Origin of the sequence: Gimesia panareensis (genome assembly GCF_007748155.1) — a bacterium.
GTDB classification, from domain to species: Bacteria; Planctomycetota; Planctomycetia; order Planctomycetales; family Planctomycetaceae; genus Gimesia; species Gimesia panareensis.
Map to the genome: position 1 here is coordinate 1,303,819 of NZ_CP037421.1, position 18,764 is coordinate 1,322,582.

The window sequence follows — 18,764 nt, forward strand, 5'->3', positions numbered from 1 at the left end:
GGTCTCAGTCTGGAATGATGAGGGGGCTTAGTGGTTGAAGATGAATTCGCGAGAATTCAACAGTGACCAGAAGACATCGTTCAACGTATTCTGCTCATCCTTCTTGTTCTCATCCAGGACCTGAACCAGGTTGGAATATTCTTTATCCGTCGGTTTACGGGACAGACAGGAAATATACATTTCATCCACGATCTCCAGCGGCTTTTTGCCGGCCTTGATACGGGAATCTACAAATTTCCCCTGCACGATTTTGTTGTTGACCGTATCGCCATTCAGCAGGTGCAGTGCCTGCGACAGGCTGGGCTCCATCCGTACTTCGCAGGAACAGACGGTATCACGCTTGGCACGACCAAAGGTTGTCAGGAAGTAATTGGTTGTGTTTCCGTCAGCGATCTGCACCGCACGAGCCCCCATTGGTAAGCCGCGGAACTTGTTAGGAGCGTTGGTGACCTGTGAAATACAGTCCAGCAGCACTTCCGCCCGCAGGCGGCGTGGCATGGCATGTGAGAAGTTCGTCAGGTCTTTTTCGTTGGAAGGATTTGTCTGGGTGGAAAGCTGATAAGTACGTGAAGTACAGATATCACGAACCAGCTTCTTGAAGTCGTAGTTGTATTCGGTGAACCGTTTCGCCAGTTCGTCCAGCAGTTCAGGGTTCACGGGAGGGTTACTGACGCGGACGTCGTCTACTTCGTTGATGATGCCCTTGCCAAAGAAGTGTGCCCAGACAATGTTACTCAGGTTGGTGGCGAAGTAAGGATTCTCATTCGAGGCCAGCCAACTGGCCAGTACGACACGGCGATCTTTACCTTTAACATCGGGCTGTGCTCCACCCAGGAATTTGGGCTGCATGACCCGGTTGTCAACCTGGTGGCGAACTTCTCCACTGCCCCGGTTATAGATGATAGACTCACGAGGATCTTCGCTCCGTTTGCGGCCAACCTGTGAGAAGAAGGCAGCGAAACTGTAATAGTCGTCCATCGTCCAGCGGTCAAACGGGTGGTTATGACACTGGGCACATTGAATCCGCATTCCCATGAAGACCTGAGCGACATTCTCAGATACTTTCAGAGTGTCGCGTTCGTTTTCATAGTAGTTGGTCGCTGCGTTCGCGAAGGTACCGCCGGTCGCCCCGAGCAGTTCCTGCACCATTTTGTCGAGGGGGACGTTATTAGCGATCCGCTCCTGCAGCCAGTTGTAATACAGCAGGGCCGATTTGTAGCTGATCCGGTTGTTGACCGTGCGGATCTGCAGCAGTTCAGACCATTTCATCACCCACATTTCGACAAACTCTTTACGGTTGAGCAGCTCGTCGACGACCTTTTCCCGTTTTTTGGGATCTTTGTCTGCGACGAATTTGTTGAACTCTTCAATGGAGGGGAGAATGCCACAGATATCCAGGCTGGCACGCCGCAGGAATTCCGCATCCGAGCAGACCTCGGAAGGCACGACCCGCAGTTTTTTGAGTTTGTTGTGTACCAGAGTATCAACATAGTTGTATTCCGGAACATTCGGCCATTGGAAGTCCAGGCCTTTGGGCAGGACTACGAAGTGAGATCCCACGGTGTGGGTATCAAAGCGGGCCATGATGAAGGCTTCGCCCCGGTTATCGGCGGTGATCAGACCGTTTTTGGTAATCGTAGCTGAGTTATCGTTATTCGATGAAAAAGAGGCGAGGGAAGTGACATCGCGTGTGGTTCCATCAGAATAGTAAGCCAGGACGGAAACCTGTTGCGTGGTTCCTTTCCCATCCATCACACCCCCTTCGGGGTAGATTTCTACTTTGTCTACAGTCGGAACTGCACCGGCATCATAGGGAGCACCAGCCTGTAACCAGCGTAAAGCTGCGTTGTAATATTCAGAGTCTTTTTCATAGAGTTTGCCACCCGTGTGCGGCACAGCGCCGATTGCTTTTTCAAGCAGCAGGCTCTCGTGCGGCATACTCAGGTTGATGCGGCGTCCACTGAGTTCACGTGTCAGGCGGTAATAATCGCCTTTGGGGTCAAAGCCAAACAGGGAGAGGCGGAACCCGTCTTTCCCGCGTGCCGCACCGTGGCAGCTACCGGTATTACAGCCAGCCCGCATGAATGTCGGCATGACATCCAGATTGAAGCTGATGGGGCGATCTTCTTTAGCTTTGACCACTTTGGAGTGCAGCTTGACATTCGCTCCGCCAAAGCTGGCAACCAGGTCGGTTTCGCCATCACCTGCGGGATAGATCATGTTTTTCTCAATGCGAACAATTCCTGCTTTAGCGGGCTTCAGTTGCAGCTGGCTGGTGACATCTGCTGTCAGACCATTATCGTAGACTGCCTGAGCGATCACCGACTGACGATCCCGGCTGGTAGTCAGTTGAATGTCCTGAGGATAGACGTTCAATTTAACCATTTTAGGAGCCGGTTTCTGAGGGGCTGCCTGTTTCTGAGCCGGGGCCGGTTTTGGTTCAACCTTTTTCGGTTCAGCTGCCTTCGGCTCAGCGGGTTTAGCTGGAGCCGGTTTGCTTTCGGTTGCTGGTTTCGCGGCCGCCGGTTTGGGAGGCTCTGCTTTTGCCGGTTCAGTTTTCTCTGCTGCCAACGTGAGAGAGAAACCACTGGCCATAAAGCTCAGGGTGAGAAAACTGCGAATGATTGTTTGATGACGCCACATAATCGAAAACCTTTTCTGGTCAACAGGACTTAGTTGATCAAGGTGATATAAACGTAATTCTCTGACGGGTCAGAGGTTGAGCGATTTATGATAAATGACTACTTGGTACCCTCTTCCAGACGCTTTTTGGCTTCGAGCCTCAGCTGTTCCAGTCGAGTCAATCGCTTGGGAGCCTCTTTCTTGGGCTCCTCTTTTTTGGCAACGGTCTTGGGCTTGGCCGGTTCGTCTTTCTTAGGCGGAATCGGCTTGTCAATCCGTAATTCGGTGCGTCCAGCCGTATGTACGACGGTTTCACCGTTTACGGGAATTTCGACCTGGCAGAACAGACTTTTGTGACGTCCCTGGGGGGAGGTCGGATCTGTTTTGACTTTGAAGATCAGTTCTTTGCTTTCTTTGTTGAAGGTAATGTCTTCAGTCGTCACTTTGGGAGGCAGGCCAACCAGCTTCACTTTAGCATCACCATCGAACGCACTTTTGAGATCGACTTTGCAGATAATTTCAGTTTCTTTGCCCTGTTCGACAGCGGTTCGTGCCAGATTCAGATCGACGTAGGAATCGACCACCTCCAGGTTAGCCAGCTGCGAAGAAACCCAGGCATTGCCGCCCACATTGGCGGACCCGATGACGAAGACCTTCCACTTTTTGATCTCGGCTTTGCTGTTGGCGTTGATCGGATAGTATGCTTCGTTCTTTCCTTTCGGGATGGTAACCCGGCTGGAAGCACCCACTCCCGGTGGACGGAAGGGGAACTGCAGCGTAATGGGTTCGTCAAAACCCTCTTTACGGGTTGCAACCACTTTCAACTGCATGGAACCATTGCGGGACAGGGGCGCCTTGGGTTCGACAATATCGAGTTTGAACGGGACTTCATCTACGACAGCCACCGGGATCTGAGCCACGTCCTTCATCCACAGCAACTGATTGTTACGGACGCGAACCAGGTCAGCCCGGTTGGTGAAGACACCGGAGATGTTCTGTTTGGGATCGACATGTTTCCCCGTCAGGGCAATCAGTTCGCCTTCCACAGGGGCATCAGCGGCTGCTTCGAAGACCACGGGCATCGTGGTCAGATTGGCAGCCATGGGCTCGGCAATGACTTTAACACCCTTGGGGAAGTTCGAAGTATCAAGGGCGATTTCACCACCAAAGTTGGTTCGTTTCACACTGATGACTGCAGCAAAGCGATTACCCCGGGGAACGACAATCCGCTGTCGTTCCTGTGAGTAACGGGCATTACGCGGGATCCCCAGTTCCAGTTCGGGGGAAACCGGAAGCATCTCGATGCGGTAGACAAAGTCCGCACCACCTCGGGAAAGGTGATCGGTGACGGAAATGTAATAATCACCATCAGCGGGGAATTTATAACGGAAGTAACTGTCCGGACCACGGGAATCGTCGTTGCCGGCGACGCGACGTGACTTGGCATCGTAGAGATTCACTACCGCATCCAGTGGTGAGCGAATGCGACGGGCATAACATTCGATTTCCAGTGTCTGATCTTTCTTGGCCTGGAATTTGAAGAAATCAATATCGCCTTCGGTTTCGATGATCCCGTTAAACGCATTCGGCAGAGCGGCTGCTGATGCTGTTTTAATATCATTGTTTGGTTCCTGTTCCATGGAGTTGCCATGCGGGAACAGGCGGAAGACGTTTCCGGAGGGAGCTGTGCCGCCGGCATCGGTCGCAAACAGCTCAAATTCAGCATTGGGTTTGTCGGGGAGCTGAAATTCCTGAACCAGGTTGTCCACCGAGTTGCCTTTGAAGGTCACTTTCTGTTTGGTTCCCAACTGGCCACCGGCCGGATAGACGGCTGTGGGACGGGGGTAGGTGCCCACGTGCAGACGATAGAAGGCAGCGCCGTTTCCACCGTAAGAACTGTCGCGGACGAGGATCGTGTATTTGCCATCTGCGGGAGCGATCACCGAAACAGCGGCATCGTTTCTCAACAGGGGCAGATCGTCTTCGGCCTTCAGTTCAAACCGCTTCTCATCCAGAATGGCGATGTAGGGGTCGAACAGTGTGGTTGCCAGGCGAACGCCTTCGATTTCAGCTGAGATGCGTTCCCCTTTTTTAGCGGTCACAACGAAATGATCGACGTCTTCATTTTGAACAACGCCGGTCACCGTGTGATTCATTTCAATCGGCTGGGGAGTTTCGAATTCGCTGTTCGGTTCTTTTTCAGCGATTTCGGGAAAGGGACCGACCCAGAAGGTTTTGTAATCGGAGACACCAGTTTTGGTCCGTACCTGGAAGGTGTGTTCACCCAGGTCGCAGTCCGGGGCAATTTTGACAATCGCGGTACAGACATTGGCGTTCTTGGGATTGGCTTTGATGTCCTTGAATTCAAATCCTTTTTTATAGGACAGAATTTCGACGGCATCTGACAGGCGGGCGCCAATAAAGGTCAGTTCCAGCTCGGTACCCCGTTGACCGCCTCGTGGGCGAACATAGCTCAGACTGGGATCTGTGGCCCAGGCGGAATCTACGAGTAATACGCTGAGTGCGAGTGTCAAAATGCCGGTGCAGACAGACTTATAATTCTGCAGCATCACGGTTCCCCCCTTGGAATGTGAATGTTCGAGAATCAGTTTTTATTTCCGCTGGAACGAGAATGTTAGCACGGGGCGAACCCGTGCTAACAGACTGTTCTTTCAATTTCCGGTTGGATTGCCCTTAAGCGAGCAGATCCTGTACGACTTTTCCGCCATTGACGATTTCAATGGGGCGATCGCCGGGAGCCATCAGTTCCTTGTCAGAAACAATGCCCATGCAGTGATAAATGGTAGAAGCCCAGTCCATTACGGACAGAGGATTGTCTTCCGGTTCACTGGCAATCGCATCGGAAGAACCATAAACGTGGCCCCCTTTGATGCCGCCGCCAGCCATAACTACACTGAAGACTTTCGGCCAGTGGTCGCGGCCTGCGGTGCCGTTGATTTTCGGAGTACGACCGAATTCACTACAGACACAGACCAGTGTGCTCTTCAGCAGGCCACGCGTGCTGAGGTCAGTGATCAGGGTTGAGAAGGCCTGGTCGAAGGAAGGCAGGTTCCGTTCGATACCGGTCTGGATCCGGTCGTGCATATCCCATCCGCCGTAAGTCATGGTGACAAAACGGGCGCCGGCTTCCACCAGGCGACGGGAGAGCAGCATGCGGGCACCAGCCTGGCTACGGCCATAGGCATCGCGTGTTTTTGCATCTTCTTTGTTGAGGTCGAATGCTTCCTGTGAGGCCTTGGAAGAAACCATATCGTAGGCCTGCTTGTAGAAGGTGTCGACTGCGTCCAGAGAGTCTGCCTTTTCTTTGGAGACAAAGTGATCGTTGACGGCTGACAGCAGAGAACGACGACGGGTGAACCGCTGATCGTTGACGCCACCAGGCAGGTTCAGGTCACGCACTTTGAAGCCGTTGGATGCCGGGTCAGATCCAACGCTGAAAGGTGCGAAAGACGAACTGAGATATCCGGTCCCGGCGAATTCATTCGGCTGGTTGGGAATACAGACATACTGAGGCATGCTGTTCTTGGGGCCGAATTCGTGGGTGACCACACTTCCCATGCTGGGGAACTGCAGAGCAGGGCTGGGACGATAGCCGGTGAACATATTGTGTGTTCCCCGTTCGTGAGCCGCTTCACCGTGAGACATTGACCGGCAGATGGTCAATTTGTCCATGATCTTGGCGGTCTTAGCCAGTTTCTCATTTAAACGAACGCCAGCCACGTTGGTTTCGATTGAACCCATGGGCCCACGATACTCAACAGGAGCGTAGGGTTTGGGATCCCAGGTTTCCTGATGGGCGGCACCACCGGGCAGGTAAATGAAGATGACCGATTTCGCGACACCCTCTTTACTTTCATAATGCTTCAGTTCAGCCTGAGCGCTTTTCATACGCAGAAACTCAGGCAGAGTCAGCCCGATACCACCTGCAAAACCAACGTGTAAAAAGTCACGACGTGATTGTTTCAAGCTCATTGGGTCATCTCCATTTCCTAATGTGGGGATAGTTGTGTCCGGTTAGTGGCTCACAGGGGCCAGAGGCTAAACGCTTGCTGTAGGGTTTGAGCACTTATTTCTTATCAGGTTGGAATATAGCCAATTTTACCTGGCGGATGGCTCTGATCATCACGGAGAGTCACAGAGTTCAATATCAGGCGATTCTGATGATGCTTTCAAACTTCCGGCATTCACCAGTGGGGGAAGGAAACTTTTAATCACCCGAAAACGTATTATGCCAAATTCGGCGTCAATAATTCAAGGACAATTTCAAAATCGAGCTTCTTAGCGCATACCTCGATCTAGCATACATCAAACAAAGTTGATGCGAAGAAGTCAAGGATTTCTTAATGAATTCCGCTAACTCCTGCAAAAATAGGAGCTGAGCGGCGGGGGGCGTTGTTGCTATTTTTCAACAAGCCCTTCCTGCTCTGAGAGATGATATAAACGGTCCGCCTTCAGGTTTTCCAGAGACGTGGTATTACCGGACGGCCATTGAATGTTCACGGACTGAATTTCTGTTTCCTGTCCCAGCCCAAAGGTTACGGGCAGTTCCGTTTGAGAAATATAGCTCCGGGTCGGTATCAGCAGTCGAGTCTGGGTTCCCGCTTTGGTTTTGACCAGGATCTCAGCCCCCAGGGCATCATGATTGGAGACCGGCAGACTTTCATCCCGGTTTTCTGCAGGTTCGCTGGTCAGGCGGAAGCGAACCCAGTGATTCCCCGTCTGCTGATCATTGCGGAGCAGTCGTGGCTTGTTGCCGGTGGTCATGATCAGCAGATCCAGGTCGCCGTCGGCATCGATGTCCGCAAAAGTGGCGCCGCGGCCGACCAGTGGTTTGACAAAGTCGGAACCGACCAGTGCTTCTCCCAGCGGCAGAAACTCGGTGGCGTGCTGCGGACCGCAGTTCCAGAACAACTGGGGGGACTGTTCGTAATGCTGACGCTCCTGGACGATATTGATGTCTTCTTCAAGGTGACCATTGGCCGAGAACAGGTCGAGCCGCCCATCCAGATCGGCATCGAAGAAGAAGACACCAAAGGTCAGGGCCATGCGGGTCTGCGGTCCCAGGCCATTCGAAACCGCTTCGTCGATAAACTGCATCTCTTTCCCGGGCGAGGTGTAGAGCGCCGTCATTTCATTGGCGAAGTTGCCGATGGCGATGCCCAGGGTTTCGTCATTCCGAAAGGTGGCGATATCGATACCCATTGCACCGCGGGCGTTCCCGTCCATATCAAAGGCGACGCCGGACAATGCGGCGACCTCTTTAAACGTGCCATCCTGCTGATTATGGAACAGCAGATTCTGCACGGTGTCATTTGTAATGAATACATCCAGGTAGCCATCCTGATCGAAATCATAGAAGTGCAGCCCCAGTGACTTGGCCAGCGGAACGCCCGTACCAGGCGAGATCATTTTCAATCCGGCCTGTTCGGTTCGATCCTGAAAAGTGCCGTTCCCCTGGTTCTCGTAGAGCAGGGGGTTCACGCCGTTAAAGTTCTGGGGACGACCATAAGCGCGGATGCCCCCTTTCAGTGTAAAGTTCTGTGCGCGGTCATAAGCGGGAGTCCAGTCAACGTAGTTGCAGACCAGCAGGTCCAGGTCACCGTCCCGGTCGTAGTCGAACCAGCCGCAACTGGTGCTCCACAGATGGTCGGGACCACCCACGCCTGCCTTCTGTGTGACATCGACGAAACGTTTACCTTCATTTTTAAACAGCCGGTTCGTTCCCAGGGAGGAGATAAACAGGTCGACCAGGCCATCATTGTCGTAATCTCCACAGGCGACGCCCATTCCGTAGAGCGAGACATTCAAACCCATGTCGGAAGTGACATCTTTGAATTTACCGGTGCCGTTGTTCTGGTACAGTGCCAGCGAAGAGGCGGTCGATTTCTTTTTTTGGGCGGAATCGGTCCAGGGCCAGTCACTGGAACCGACCAGTAACAGGTCCTGGTCGCCATCGTTGTCATAGTCAAAGAAAGCGGCACCGCCCCCCATGGTCTCGGGCAGTAGTTTTTCGCCGGCAGCACCGTTGTTGTGCACAAAGGTGATGCCCGCTTCTGCGGTCACGTCCTTGAACGGGATTTTGGGAAGCACAATCTCTTCCACTTCCCGTTTTTCAGGGAGGGCCAGCGGAGTTTCCTTGACCACTGTTTCCGGTTCGCGCAGATGGTTTACCAGAAAGACGGTCCCGCCGATGACCGCCAGCACCAGCATCACGGAGAGTGAATACCAGAAGGCGCGGCCAATCGACTCATCGTTCTGTTCCGTTTCTTCTTCCAGATTCGGATCGAGTTCCAGATCGGCGTCGTTTTGATCTGCCATTATACATATCCTTGAATGATCTATCAGTTTTCGAAAGTACGTCAGTCTTTAAGGGCTGTCGCATTCGGTTTTGGTTCCAGCGAACGATTTAAAGAATAAATCACGGGTTGTTCCGCAGCGTGGTTGGCTGCAGGGTATTTTTCACGCGCCTTGCGTTCGGCAAAACCGCGCGCCGTATCGTCAACTTTATATTTCAGATGCAGCTTGCGATGCTTCTCGGACAGTTCCTGCTTCCCTAACTGATCATAGATCAGTGCGAGGTTGTAGTGCGCTGTCACGTTTTCGGGGTCGAGGACCAGTGTCTTCTGGAACTGATCCACGGCCTGATTGAGCAGCTGATCGCGTTGATCTCGATTCTCTTCCGTGCGGAACCGTTTGGCCTGATCGAACAGGTTCTGGCCCAGATCGTTGATCACCACGTAGTCCTTACTGAAGTCGAAACCACGGCGGGTCCGTTCTTCCGTCTGGTCTTCCAGGACACTGCGGTAGTTCTTTTCCGCTTCCTCCAGGTGCCCTTGTTGCTGATTGACCTTGCCGCTCAACCAGGCAAGCGTCCACGGGGGAGCGGGAGGGTCGGTGAACGTCGATGCTTTCTGCAGGGCCTCGACCGCATCCTGCAGACGCCCTTCGCGGAAGTAGACCCGCGCCAGGTTCAGGGAACCGTCATAGCGACCCAGCTGATCGACGTGACTGAACGCCTCGGCAGTCTGCCGCAGCTCTGCTTTCCCTTTCAGGAACAGGCCGATGCCGTAATCGTTCCAACGCTGCCATTCCGGAATTTCGACCTTTTTATTTTCGACTTTCGCCTCCACGCCTTCGACGGGGAAGGTGATCGTATCGGAGCAAATTGTCGTAATGGGCAGCGTATTGACATACGGCACACCCGGTTCTTTCCAGGAGAGTTTCTGGCCCTTCTCTTCCAGGGAGGAGGCGACGTACTTCATATAATGCGTATCGAATTTCCGATACTGCAGTTTGGCCTCCACCGTGACCGGTTCCGTCAGATCGTCGGGCAGATTGAGTTCGTAATGCACGGTCTGACCAGCCCCCGGGGGCATCTGATTGTTATACAGGGCCATAAAGATGTCCTGGGCATTGCGGCGGTCGATGCGATTGCCTTCGCGGTCGATCACAAACGCATTCACGAAATGCGACCAGGGGTCCACGGTCCCGTCCTTTTCACGGGATCCGCTGCGCCCGATGATCCGGTCGCCACTTTTGACCGTTACATCCAGCCAGATTTCGTTCGAGTCAGCGGTCCCCTGGGTAAAGTGGTGTCCGACCTTCAGGGTGCGGAGCACCGTTTCCAGCAGGTACTTGTGACCCGGTTTCAGCGTGGGCACTTCCGGTCGCAGCGGTGCTGTCAGTTTGCCTTCAATCTGGCCCTCTTCGCGGATACCGAAGAAGTCCACCCGGAGATTGTCTTTCAGGAAGTCCTGATGGACGGCCACTGTTTCCTCATCGCCTCGCAGGGCTGCAATCCCCGTATTCGCAGCGGGGAACAGGTGGTTGTGTACGCTGAGTTCCTTCGCGCCATAGAAGTGCCGGGCGCCAAAGTCGTTCGACTCCTTGGCGGGCATGTGACACTTGTTGCAGTTTTCCTGTGCCTTGGGCGGGTAATAGAAACTCCGTGCCCCATGACCGGAAACACCACTCAGCAGGAAGGAATCATAATGGTTCTGTCCGCGGAGGAACTTATACTGATTGAGCTCCTCGGGCAGATGCACTTTATGGCAGGTGCCGCAGAACTCGGTCGACTTGTGAAAGTCTTTCAGGAATGTCTTTTTGTGGAATGCCGGTTTCGCCTTGACCAGTTGATTGTTGACCCATTGCAGAAATGTATTGTCACTGTAGGCGAAAGGATAGTGAATCGGTTCTTCGATCGTGTAGTCACTGTTGCCGCGCACACTGTTGACGTGCGTGATCGCATGGCAGGTGGTGCAGGTGATGCCTGCCTGGGAGGTGACGTGATTGATATCGTCGAACTTCGGATCATCAAAGGCGCCACTGAAGAAGGGGACAGGGTCGTGGCAGCCCGCACAGAAACGGGACGCCTGTAAATTACCGTCGCGTTCAAAAGAGACCTTGCGCGTTTCGCGCACCGAAGCCAGATAGGTCGGGTTATTGAACGAACTGAAGCGGTGGACACTCTTGGACCAGTCTTTGTGAGTATCGGGATGACATTTCTTGCAATAGTCATCCATCATCAGTGCTTTCGCGGGAATGAAATCTCCCGTCGACGTGCGTGCGAGAGAAGGGAAGAAATATTTCTCCCCGGAAGCCGGCCCGACCACATTCCATTTGCGGGGGTCCGCGGAATGAAACATCAGCATGCCGATCACCATGGCCGTAATCACTCCCATATAAGACAGTCCGGCTTTCCAGTGAATTTTGGGACCTACCAGCCGGTGTAACCAGTAGAGCCAGAGCGCAAATATGGGAGCGATCACGTGGCACCAATACGTGATGGAACGGGCCGTCGGATTCTTTAAATCAAATGAACCGATACGCAGCAGCAGAAATCCGGAGATCAGTACAAGGCAGGAAATAACAAACAGGCCATACCCCACGCGCACTGCGCGGCGGTTAAGCCGGTTCTTCGTGTTATAAATGTGAACAATGCCGAACAGAATGAAAGGCGCCAGGAGTAATACTCCCAGAATCAGATGCGCCAGAAACATGTACTGATAAAACCAGTTCTCCAGTGTATCGCCACTCAGCCAGTCATAAACCGTAATACTGACCAGGTAAATGGAATTCGCACCCAGCAGGGCGACCAGGAAAAACAGAAGATATAAAACTTTGCGCAACTTCGGTCCGACGGCGCGACGGACGATGCGACGAGGCCGTGGTTCATTCACGGACGTATCGGTGGTAGCCATAGTAAAAAGAATTCCTGCACGAACTGCCTGTGAAGGGAATCTGTATCGGGCTGTTTTTTAATCAGCGCGCAGACGCAAGCCGGATTCGTTTTGTTGAGGGCTGCGCAGGCAGATTCCCTGAAACACAACAGAGACACGGTCCCTGTGACGATAGCGTTTCAGACAGCAGCGGGGCGGGGAGGGCGTTCAATGCGCGAACGGCAGGCAGCGGAATCGTGCAGAATCTGACCGGGTACCGCACTTTCCAGCGGAGTTCCTGTCTCCAGCTGAACTTTCGAGAAAGCACAGGCCGGTTTGGGGACTGACATCACGCTGACAGGCGCTTCAGGAACGGGATCGGGAACATGGTTCTGGCACTCCGGTCCGGAACAGGGTTTCTGTGCCGGCATCTGGATCGGATGAGCCTGCAGATCAGTCTGCATTTCAGCGGGTGTGCCCGCATGGGACAGGTAATCCCCGCAAGTCGCGTGTGCAGATGAGAGCGAAGTCAATGACAATACGCAAAACGCCCCTGCTGTGAACAGGAACCGCAGAACAGATTGCCAGTGGATTCGATCAGACATGCCACACACGAAATGAAACGGACGTAATTCCAGATAGACCTTGAGCCTCAAGTAAAGGACTCTCTATCTAATATACTGCAGCAGCCCCTCAAATCCGAGTAAAAAAATGGGGATCTTACCGGATTAATGGCTGTTTTTTACCCACCTGATGTCTGTTCACTCTGTGGATTCTCAATTGGGGGTTGACGAATTTTTCCATTCCGAAGACACTTTCTCCGCTTTGTGCCCGAGTGGGGGCTCAGTCAGGCCAAAGAAGCAGGGAAGCGAAAAGGAATGTGACATGATTAATTGGCGCATGATGCGATATCGACTGGAATATCTGATTTTTCAGACTCTGGTCTGCGTGGTCCGCTCATTACCGCTCAGGGAGTCGGTGAAGCTGGCGAAAGGCCTGGCTTTTGTGATTCACTACTGTCTCCCGCGTAAGATGACACGTTATAAAGTCGCTGCAGAAAACCTGCGGACCGCTCTGGGAGAAGATCTTTCCGAACAGGAAGTCGACCAGACGATTTACCAGATGTGGACGCATCTGTTTCGCATGATCGTGGAAATCATTCAACTGCCCCGCAAACTGCACCGGGGCAATATCTTCGATGTGCTCGATTTCGATTATCCTCCCGAACTGATCACCGCCCTCTGTTCCGGACGCCCCGTGATCCTGCTCAGTGGTCATTACGGCAACTGGGAGATTGCGGTTTCCGTATTTGGACTGTTCGGCTTCCCGATGGGTGTCGTCGCCCGGGAACTGGATAATCCTTACCTCAATAAATGGTTCGCGCAATTCCGTCAGCATACCGGGCACCGTGCCATGGCCAAAAGCGGGGGCTACGATGATATGGTCGCCACCATCGAAAGACGGGGCCATCTGGCTCTGCTGGGCGACCAGGATGCCGGCAAGCGGGGACTGTTTGTGAACTTCTTCGGCAAGCCGGCCTCGACCTTCAAGTCGATCGCCCTGCTGGCCCTCGAATACAATGCGTATATCTGTGTCGGCTATGCCCGCAGGCTGCCCGATGATTTCGAGCGGAATCAGTGGATCAAATTTGAAATGGGCTGTGAAGAGTTGATCGATGCCACCAAATGCGTCTCCAAAGACCCGGTGGGTGAGATCACACAACAGTTTACCTCTGCCCTGGAAAAAGCGATTCGCAAATCACCCGAACAGTATTTCTGGGTCCATCGTCGCTGGAAAAGCCAGCCGCGCGTCCGTGAGAAAAAGAAACGTCAGGCGGAACCGATTGCAGAAAAAAGAGCAGCCTGAATTGATTCACGTCGGCTTCTCCACTACAACCTGATTCTGGAAGTACCGGCAACAGCCTGTCCGGTCTCAGGAATGCAAGTCTGGAGAGATACATGGGAAAAAAAGTTCGCATTGCCGATGTGGATCAGGTACCGGAAGGGACCGCGGCCGAATTCGTCGCTGAAGATCGCATCATCGCTCTGTTTCATGTTGATGGACAGTACTATGCGATGGACGGCGTCTGCCCGCATGCCGGCGGTCCCCTGGGAGAAGGCTCGTTAAGCGGAAATGTGGTCACCTGTCCCTGGCATGGCTGGCAGTTTGACGTGACGACCGGCCAGCACTGCCTGAATGAACGGCTCTGTCATCCCACGTTTCCCGTGACTGTCGAAGCAGACGGAATTTATATCGAGCTTCCCGAAGCAAATTCAGAATAAGAACAACATCCCCAAACAGTTTCATGAAATATCAAGCGGTAATTTTTGATTGTGATGGCGTCCTGGTCGACAGCGAAACCCTCGGGAACCGGGTGCTGGCGGAGATGATCACCGAGGCCGGTTTTCCGCTCTCCCCCGAAGACGCGGTACAGCAGTTCAAGGGGGGCAAGCTGGCTGATTGCCTGGCAGTAGTCGAAGCACAGATGGGGCAGAAACTACCGGCAGATTTTGCTACTCAGGTGCGGGCACAAATGGCAGAGGTCTTCCAGACCGAACTGCAGCCGATCCTGGGAGTTCGAGAAGCACTCGAAGCAATTCCCCTGCAGAAATGCGTCGCTTCCAATGGTCCTGAAGAAAAGATGGCTCTGACGCTCAAAATTACGGATCTCGCCCGCTTCTTTGATGGCCGCATTTATTCGGCTTACACAGTGGGGGTCTGGAAGCCGGAACCCGACCTGTATCTCTACGCCGCCTCTCAGATGGGAGTCCCCCCGGAAGACTGTGTGGTCATCGAAGACAGCCACCTCGGTGTGCAGGCTGCGGTCGCAGCCGGGATCCCCGTGCTGGGTTATGCCGATCACAGTTCACCTGCCGAACTCGAAGCGCTAGGAGCCCGGACCTTCCGTTCCATGCACGAACTACCGGCATTACTCGGGTTTTCTTCGCCGCTTTCCCGGAACTGAACTCCGCCCTGGTGATGTTCCCCCGGCAATCTTTGCTGTTTCAAATTTCGGCTGCCCTTCTCGATGCGCGAAAAATGCCGATCGCCTGGTAAATCTTACATCGCGGATTTCAAATTAGAGAAACTGGCGAGATCTTACAGCCGCTAAATTCAGAAAAAACTGAACTTTTTCTTTCAAGATGCCAAATTGCTGAAGCCGATAATTAATATGAGGTTGGACTCAAATCCGATCTCTTGTTTGTTCAGCTCAATGAATTTGATGATTGTCTGCAGAGATCATTCTCTGCCCGACAGCGGAGTCTGTCGGTCAATTCATCAGCGAGTTCGAAATAGGAAGGATCCGCCATGCAACATCGGCTTCGTATATTCACAGGTGAAGAAGATACTCTCGATCAGGCAGACAGCCTGGTCAATGTCCGCTTTGGAGAGATTGCTGACGCTCTGGCTGAAGCAGTCTATTACCGTCGCACCTGGGTCTCTGATTTTTCAGAAGACGAAGTAAAAATCCCCGCAGATCTCTACGCGATTTTGACTGCTTACAGTCATCTCCGTCCGGGCGCCTGATGGCCTCCCGCCCTCTTTCTCAGAAGTTTCTGATCAGCACGCTGGTGGTCGCAGGACTCTATCTGATCATCCTGGGAGCCCAGCGTTTCTATGAACATTATCAGGTGAAGCAGATTGCGCTGGAGTTTGTGTCGGCCCTGGAAACAGGCAACCAGGCACAGATTCGCGCTCTGCTGACTCCTGAAAAAGCCGATCTGGCTGAGAAACTCAAACAGGATTCCCAGAACAGCGCCGCTCCGCTGGACTGCCGGATCCTGGATGTCAAACTCGACGGCGATGCAGCCCAGGTCCGCATCCAGATCCAGAAAGAGGGCTACGCGATCAAGCCCGATATCCATCTGCTGAAAAGTCAGACTGGAGTCTGGAAAGTTTCCTCGATCTCACAGGCAAAAGTAGATCCGCTCTGGTATGATCAGGAAGATCGGAAGTACCGGGAGCAACTGATCAAGGAAGGGGTTCCCCCGGAGGAAGTCCAGGGGCGTGTGCTGGCCAAAGAGCTGGCCCGATCCCTGCATACAACTGTGGAAGACTCCTCTGCCGCCCCGGTCAATCCCTGAGAATTCAAATGCATTGCCTGTCTGTTTTCTGATGATGAGGTAACGATGGCTGAGATGCCCTCACTTTCTGAACGTGCTTTGCAGATCTGGAAGAGCGGTGTCCGGGCCGTCGATTCCCAGTCCCTGGTCCGCAATGCGATTCACGTGTCAGAACAGGAACTTACGGTGTGTGGGCACACCTTCCCCCTCAAAGGACACGAGAATCTGGTCGTCGTCGGTGCCGGTAAAGCAGGTTCCGGGATGGCTGCTGGTGTGGAGGCGGCCCTGGCCGGTTCTCCTCTTGCAGAACGCTATCGAGGCTGGGTGAACGTTCCCGCTGACTGCGTCAGACCGTTGTCGAAAATCAACCTCTATCCTGCACGGCCCGCCAGTCTGAATGAACCAACTCCCGAAGGCGTGTATGGTTCCCGCCAGATCCTGAAGATGATTTCGGAACTCCAGCAGGATGATCTCTGTCTGGTACTGATCTCAGGTGGCGGCAGTGCTCTTCTCCCTGCGCCGCTCCCGCCGGTAACCCTCGAAGACAAACAGGCAGTGACGCGTCTGCTGATGTCGTCCGGAGCCACGATTCAGGAACTCAACTGCGTTCGTAAACAGATTTCCCAGGTCAAAGGGGGCCGTCTCGCTCAGGCTGCCACCTGTGGGACAGTGATTGCACTGATCATCTCTGATGTTGTAGGAGATCCACTGGACATCATTGCCTCTGGTCCGACCGTCAGAGACTCCTCGACTCCGGAAGAGGCGATCCGGATTCTGGAACAGTTTGCCCCTGATCTCCATCAGATACCGGAATCTGTCTGGAAGGTGCTGCGCGCTCACGAGGAGCAACCTGAGTCATCAACTGCGGAATCTCAAGCGAACGTGATTAACGAGATTATCGGCAGTAATGCGACTGCGCTGGCTGCATCAGAGAAAACTGCCCTGGAGCTTGGTTTTGAAGTTTACTCCATGGGTTCGGCCAATGAGGGGATCGCTGCAGCTGTCGGAAAGGAACTGGCAGAACTCTGTCTGAAAATTCGTGACGGGCAGGGACCGGTTCACAGGCCAGCCTGTATTCTGAGTGGAGGCGAGCCAGTCGTCGATCTGTCTTCTACGTCTCGTCCCGGAAAAGGGGGCCGGAATCAGGAACTGGTACTGGCCGCGCTCGAGCGGCTGTGGGAGGAAGACATGACGGGCATCTGTCTGCTCTCGGGAGGGACCGATGGCGAAGACGGCCCGACCGATGCGGCAGGTGGAATCATCAATGCCGGAATTTTACAGCAGGCACAGGAACTGCAGCTCAATGTCGATGATTTCCTGCAGGCACACAATGCCTATCCCTGTCTGTCTCAGATCCGGGGGTTGCTGAAGACGGGAGCCACTCAGACCAATGTCATGGACTTGCGCGTGGCACTCATCGAATGAACGCACGGGCTGCTCTTAGACACCGATTTCCTGAGCCTGTGTGAAGGCAGACTGAAGTTCCGCTTGCGACAGGGCACGGACCACTCTCAACTGATCGTGGACCAGCAGATTGACCACCTCTTCTTCGTATTCCTGATCCAGCAGCTTCACAATCGGCGTATCATAGTACTGTCGGTTGGTGCGGATCACCTGGGCCTGTTGTCCGTTATTCAGTTCCACCAGTGAGCCCACGGGATAGAGAGAAATCGACTGCAGTAAAGCGCGGACCGCCTGCACGTCATGTTTTCCGTGGGCGGCGTCAAAAATCAGCTTTTCGGCTGCCTGGTAAGGCAGGAGTCCACTGGTCTGACCGTGATCAGAGACCAGATTGATATATTCGTCTGCGACGGCAGCGATTTTTGCCAGTGGATGAATCTGATTTCCCTGTTGCCCGCGTGGGTAACCCGAGCCGTCACAGCGTTCGTGAATCTGGTATGCCACCATACGGGAAATCATCGGAATTTCATGCATCTGATTTAACAGGTCATACGTCAGAATCGGATGCTTTTGTAACTCCAGGCGTTCGATCGGACTGACCGGTTCGTGACTCACTGCAGATTGAAAGTTGATTTTAGTCATACCGACGTCATGCAGCAGGCAGCCGAGGGAGAGCAGCGCCAAAGCATCGCGATTCAACCCCAACTGTGTTCCCATTGCCATGGCCAGACTCGACATCTGCAAACTGTGTCTGCAGAGATTCCCCTGTTCGACGGGGGCGGTGCCCTCCAGCACAAACAGGTCCAGGTCATCAGACAGCTGCGCGAGTGACACACTGGTCATGTTGTCGATCTGTGACATGCTGATCGTGGTTGTGATCAGCAACTGGCGATAGATTTCACTGGTGGCTTTCGTCATCACCTCGAACTGCTTGTGATATTTCGACTGCAATGCGGGTGAGTAATCACTGGTCTGTACCGGGCTGACCTGATGCAGAAAAGAGCTGGTCTGGATTTGCCAGGGAGATCCCGAACTCCGGGTTTCCGGCTCACTCTGTTTTCTTCGGGAAGTCGTCGCACGTAACTGATTCAGGCGACGATTGAGTTTCCGTGCCGATCCCGGTTCGCCCTGCTGGCTCTCACCGGGAGCGAGCATCAGGTTGGAAAGATCCCGCTCATGGACCCGCACACTGTGGATGCCACGTTTTTTCAGACTCTCAATGTAAGCCTTGGTAATCTTTTTGCCGCGCGCCAGCAGCAGGATGTTCTTTTCCGCCTCGGCATCATAAATCGGAGCCTGGAGAGTCACTCCGATCCGCAGACGGTCGATATCCAGCGCGATGTAGGGACTGGTTTTTTTGTCAGCTGCTTTTGAAACCATAGGATTGAAACGCTGTTCTGGTGCTGTCAGATCATGGGATCCGCGATCACAGTTTGATAATGCGGATTCGCAGACTGCGCAATCCGCCCCAAGTAGGTCGATAGCTCCCCCAAACCTA

General features: G+C 53.6%; 13 protein-coding genes. 6 read left to right on the top strand and 7 right to left on the bottom strand.

Going from position 1 to position 18,764, the window contains the following annotated elements; all coding sequences use genetic code 11:
• Positions 1 to 27: 27 nt before the first annotated feature.
• The 6 genes from Enr10x_RS05030 to Enr10x_RS05055 all read right to left on the bottom strand — a co-directional run bounded on the left by Enr10x_RS05030 (position 28) and on the right by Enr10x_RS05055 (position 12,340).
• The gene (locus Enr10x_RS05030) at positions 28 to 2,643 is read right to left on the bottom strand and encodes a DUF1549 domain-containing protein (RefSeq protein WP_145448321.1); all 2,616 of its coding nucleotides are present in this window, start codon (positions 2,641 to 2,643) and stop codon (positions 28 to 30) included.
• A 98-nt stretch (positions 2,644 to 2,741) separates the two neighbouring features.
• On the bottom strand, positions 2,742 to 5,192 hold the full coding sequence (locus Enr10x_RS05035; protein WP_145104594.1) for a PPC domain-containing protein: 2,451 nt from the start codon (positions 5,190 to 5,192) through the stop codon (positions 2,742 to 2,744).
• A 124-nt stretch (positions 5,193 to 5,316) separates the two neighbouring features.
• Positions 5,317 to 6,615 (bottom strand): DUF1501 domain-containing protein, encoded by a 1,299-nt coding sequence (locus Enr10x_RS05040; RefSeq protein ID WP_145104597.1) that lies wholly within the window; start codon positions 6,613 to 6,615, stop codon positions 5,317 to 5,319.
• 426 nt (positions 6,616 to 7,041) lie between these two features.
• Positions 7,042 to 8,961, bottom strand: a complete 1,920-nt coding sequence (locus Enr10x_RS05045) for a CRTAC1 family protein (protein ID WP_145104599.1) — start codon at positions 8,959 to 8,961, stop codon at positions 7,042 to 7,044.
• A 41-nt stretch (positions 8,962 to 9,002) separates the two neighbouring features.
• Positions 9,003 to 11,843: a tetratricopeptide repeat protein gene (locus Enr10x_RS05050; protein ID WP_145448322.1), complete on the bottom strand. Its 2,841-nt coding sequence runs from the start codon at positions 11,841 to 11,843 to the stop codon at positions 9,003 to 9,005.
• 158 nt (positions 11,844 to 12,001) lie between these two features.
• The gene (locus tag Enr10x_RS05055; protein WP_145448323.1) at positions 12,002 to 12,340 is read right to left on the bottom strand and encodes a hypothetical protein; all 339 of its coding nucleotides are present in this window, start codon (positions 12,338 to 12,340) and stop codon (positions 12,002 to 12,004) included.
• A gap of 346 nt (positions 12,341 to 12,686) precedes the next feature.
• On the opposite strand from Enr10x_RS05055, the gene Enr10x_RS05060 reads away from it, so the two are divergent.
• The 6 genes from Enr10x_RS05060 (at position 12,687) to Enr10x_RS05085 (ending at position 17,290) form a co-directional block, all read left to right on the top strand.
• Positions 12,687 to 13,667 (top strand): lysophospholipid acyltransferase family protein, encoded by a 981-nt coding sequence (locus tag Enr10x_RS05060; protein ID WP_145104605.1) that lies wholly within the window; start codon positions 12,687 to 12,689, stop codon positions 13,665 to 13,667.
• 92 nt (positions 13,668 to 13,759) lie between these two features.
• Positions 13,760 to 14,083 carry a Rieske (2Fe-2S) protein gene (locus Enr10x_RS05065; RefSeq protein ID WP_145448324.1) on the top strand — a complete coding sequence of 108 codons (324 nt, stop codon included), beginning with the start codon at positions 13,760 to 13,762 and terminating at the stop codon, positions 14,081 to 14,083.
• Positions 14,084 to 14,106: 23 nt separating this feature from the next.
• Positions 14,107 to 14,766 (top strand): HAD family hydrolase, encoded by a 660-nt coding sequence (locus tag Enr10x_RS05070; RefSeq protein ID WP_145448325.1) that lies wholly within the window; start codon positions 14,107 to 14,109, stop codon positions 14,764 to 14,766.
• Between the two features lie 344 nt (positions 14,767 to 15,110).
• The gene (locus Enr10x_RS05075) at positions 15,111 to 15,329 is read left to right on the top strand and encodes a hypothetical protein (protein WP_145104611.1); all 219 of its coding nucleotides are present in this window, start codon (positions 15,111 to 15,113) and stop codon (positions 15,327 to 15,329) included.
• Positions 15,329 to 15,886, top strand: coding sequence for a nuclear transport factor 2 family protein (locus tag Enr10x_RS05080; RefSeq protein ID WP_145448326.1), 558 nt, complete (start codon positions 15,329 to 15,331; stop codon positions 15,884 to 15,886). The genes Enr10x_RS05075 and Enr10x_RS05080 overlap by 1 nt, the downstream gene beginning before the upstream one ends.
• A gap of 45 nt (positions 15,887 to 15,931) precedes the next feature.
• The gene (locus tag Enr10x_RS05085) at positions 15,932 to 17,290 is read left to right on the top strand and encodes a glycerate kinase type-2 family protein (protein WP_145448327.1); all 1,359 of its coding nucleotides are present in this window, start codon (positions 15,932 to 15,934) and stop codon (positions 17,288 to 17,290) included.
• 15 nt (positions 17,291 to 17,305) lie between these two features.
• On the opposite strand, the gene Enr10x_RS05090 is transcribed toward Enr10x_RS05085, so the two are convergent.
• A complete protein-coding gene (locus Enr10x_RS05090; RefSeq protein ID WP_145448328.1) occupies positions 17,306 to 18,646 on the bottom strand; it encodes an HD-GYP domain-containing protein in 1,341 nt (446 codons plus the stop codon).
• Between the last annotated feature and the right edge of the window lie 118 nt (positions 18,647 to 18,764).

Bases quoted from the DNA above. Each gene is read 5' to 3' on its own strand.
- Enr10x_RS05030 (WP_145448321.1), bottom strand. From the start codon at position 2,643: ATGTGGCGTCATCAAACAATCATTCGCAGTTTTCTCACCCTGAGCTTT.
- Enr10x_RS05075 (WP_145104611.1), top strand. From the start codon at position 15,111: ATGCAACATCGGCTTCGTATATTCACAGGTGAAGAAGATACTCTCGAT.
- Enr10x_RS05060 (WP_145104605.1), top strand. From the start codon at position 12,687: ATGATTAATTGGCGCATGATGCGATATCGACTGGAATATCTGATTTTT.
- Enr10x_RS05065 (WP_145448324.1), top strand. From the start codon at position 13,760: ATGGGAAAAAAAGTTCGCATTGCCGATGTGGATCAGGTACCGGAAGGG.
- Enr10x_RS05070 (WP_145448325.1), top strand. From the start codon at position 14,107: ATGAAATATCAAGCGGTAATTTTTGATTGTGATGGCGTCCTGGTCGAC.
- Enr10x_RS05085 (WP_145448327.1), top strand. From the start codon at position 15,932: ATGGCTGAGATGCCCTCACTTTCTGAACGTGCTTTGCAGATCTGGAAG.
- Enr10x_RS05090 (WP_145448328.1), bottom strand. From the start codon at position 18,646: ATGGTTTCAAAAGCAGCTGACAAAAAAACCAGTCCCTACATCGCGCTG.
- Enr10x_RS05080 (WP_145448326.1), top strand. From the start codon at position 15,329: ATGGCCTCCCGCCCTCTTTCTCAGAAGTTTCTGATCAGCACGCTGGTG.
- Enr10x_RS05045 (WP_145104599.1), bottom strand. From the start codon at position 8,961: ATGGCAGATCAAAACGACGCCGATCTGGAACTCGATCCGAATCTGGAA.
- Enr10x_RS05050 (WP_145448322.1), bottom strand. From the start codon at position 11,843: ATGGCTACCACCGATACGTCCGTGAATGAACCACGGCCTCGTCGCATC.
- Enr10x_RS05035 (WP_145104594.1), bottom strand. From the start codon at position 5,192: ATGCTGCAGAATTATAAGTCTGTCTGCACCGGCATTTTGACACTCGCA.
- Enr10x_RS05040 (WP_145104597.1), bottom strand. From the start codon at position 6,615: ATGAGCTTGAAACAATCACGTCGTGACTTTTTACACGTTGGTTTTGCA.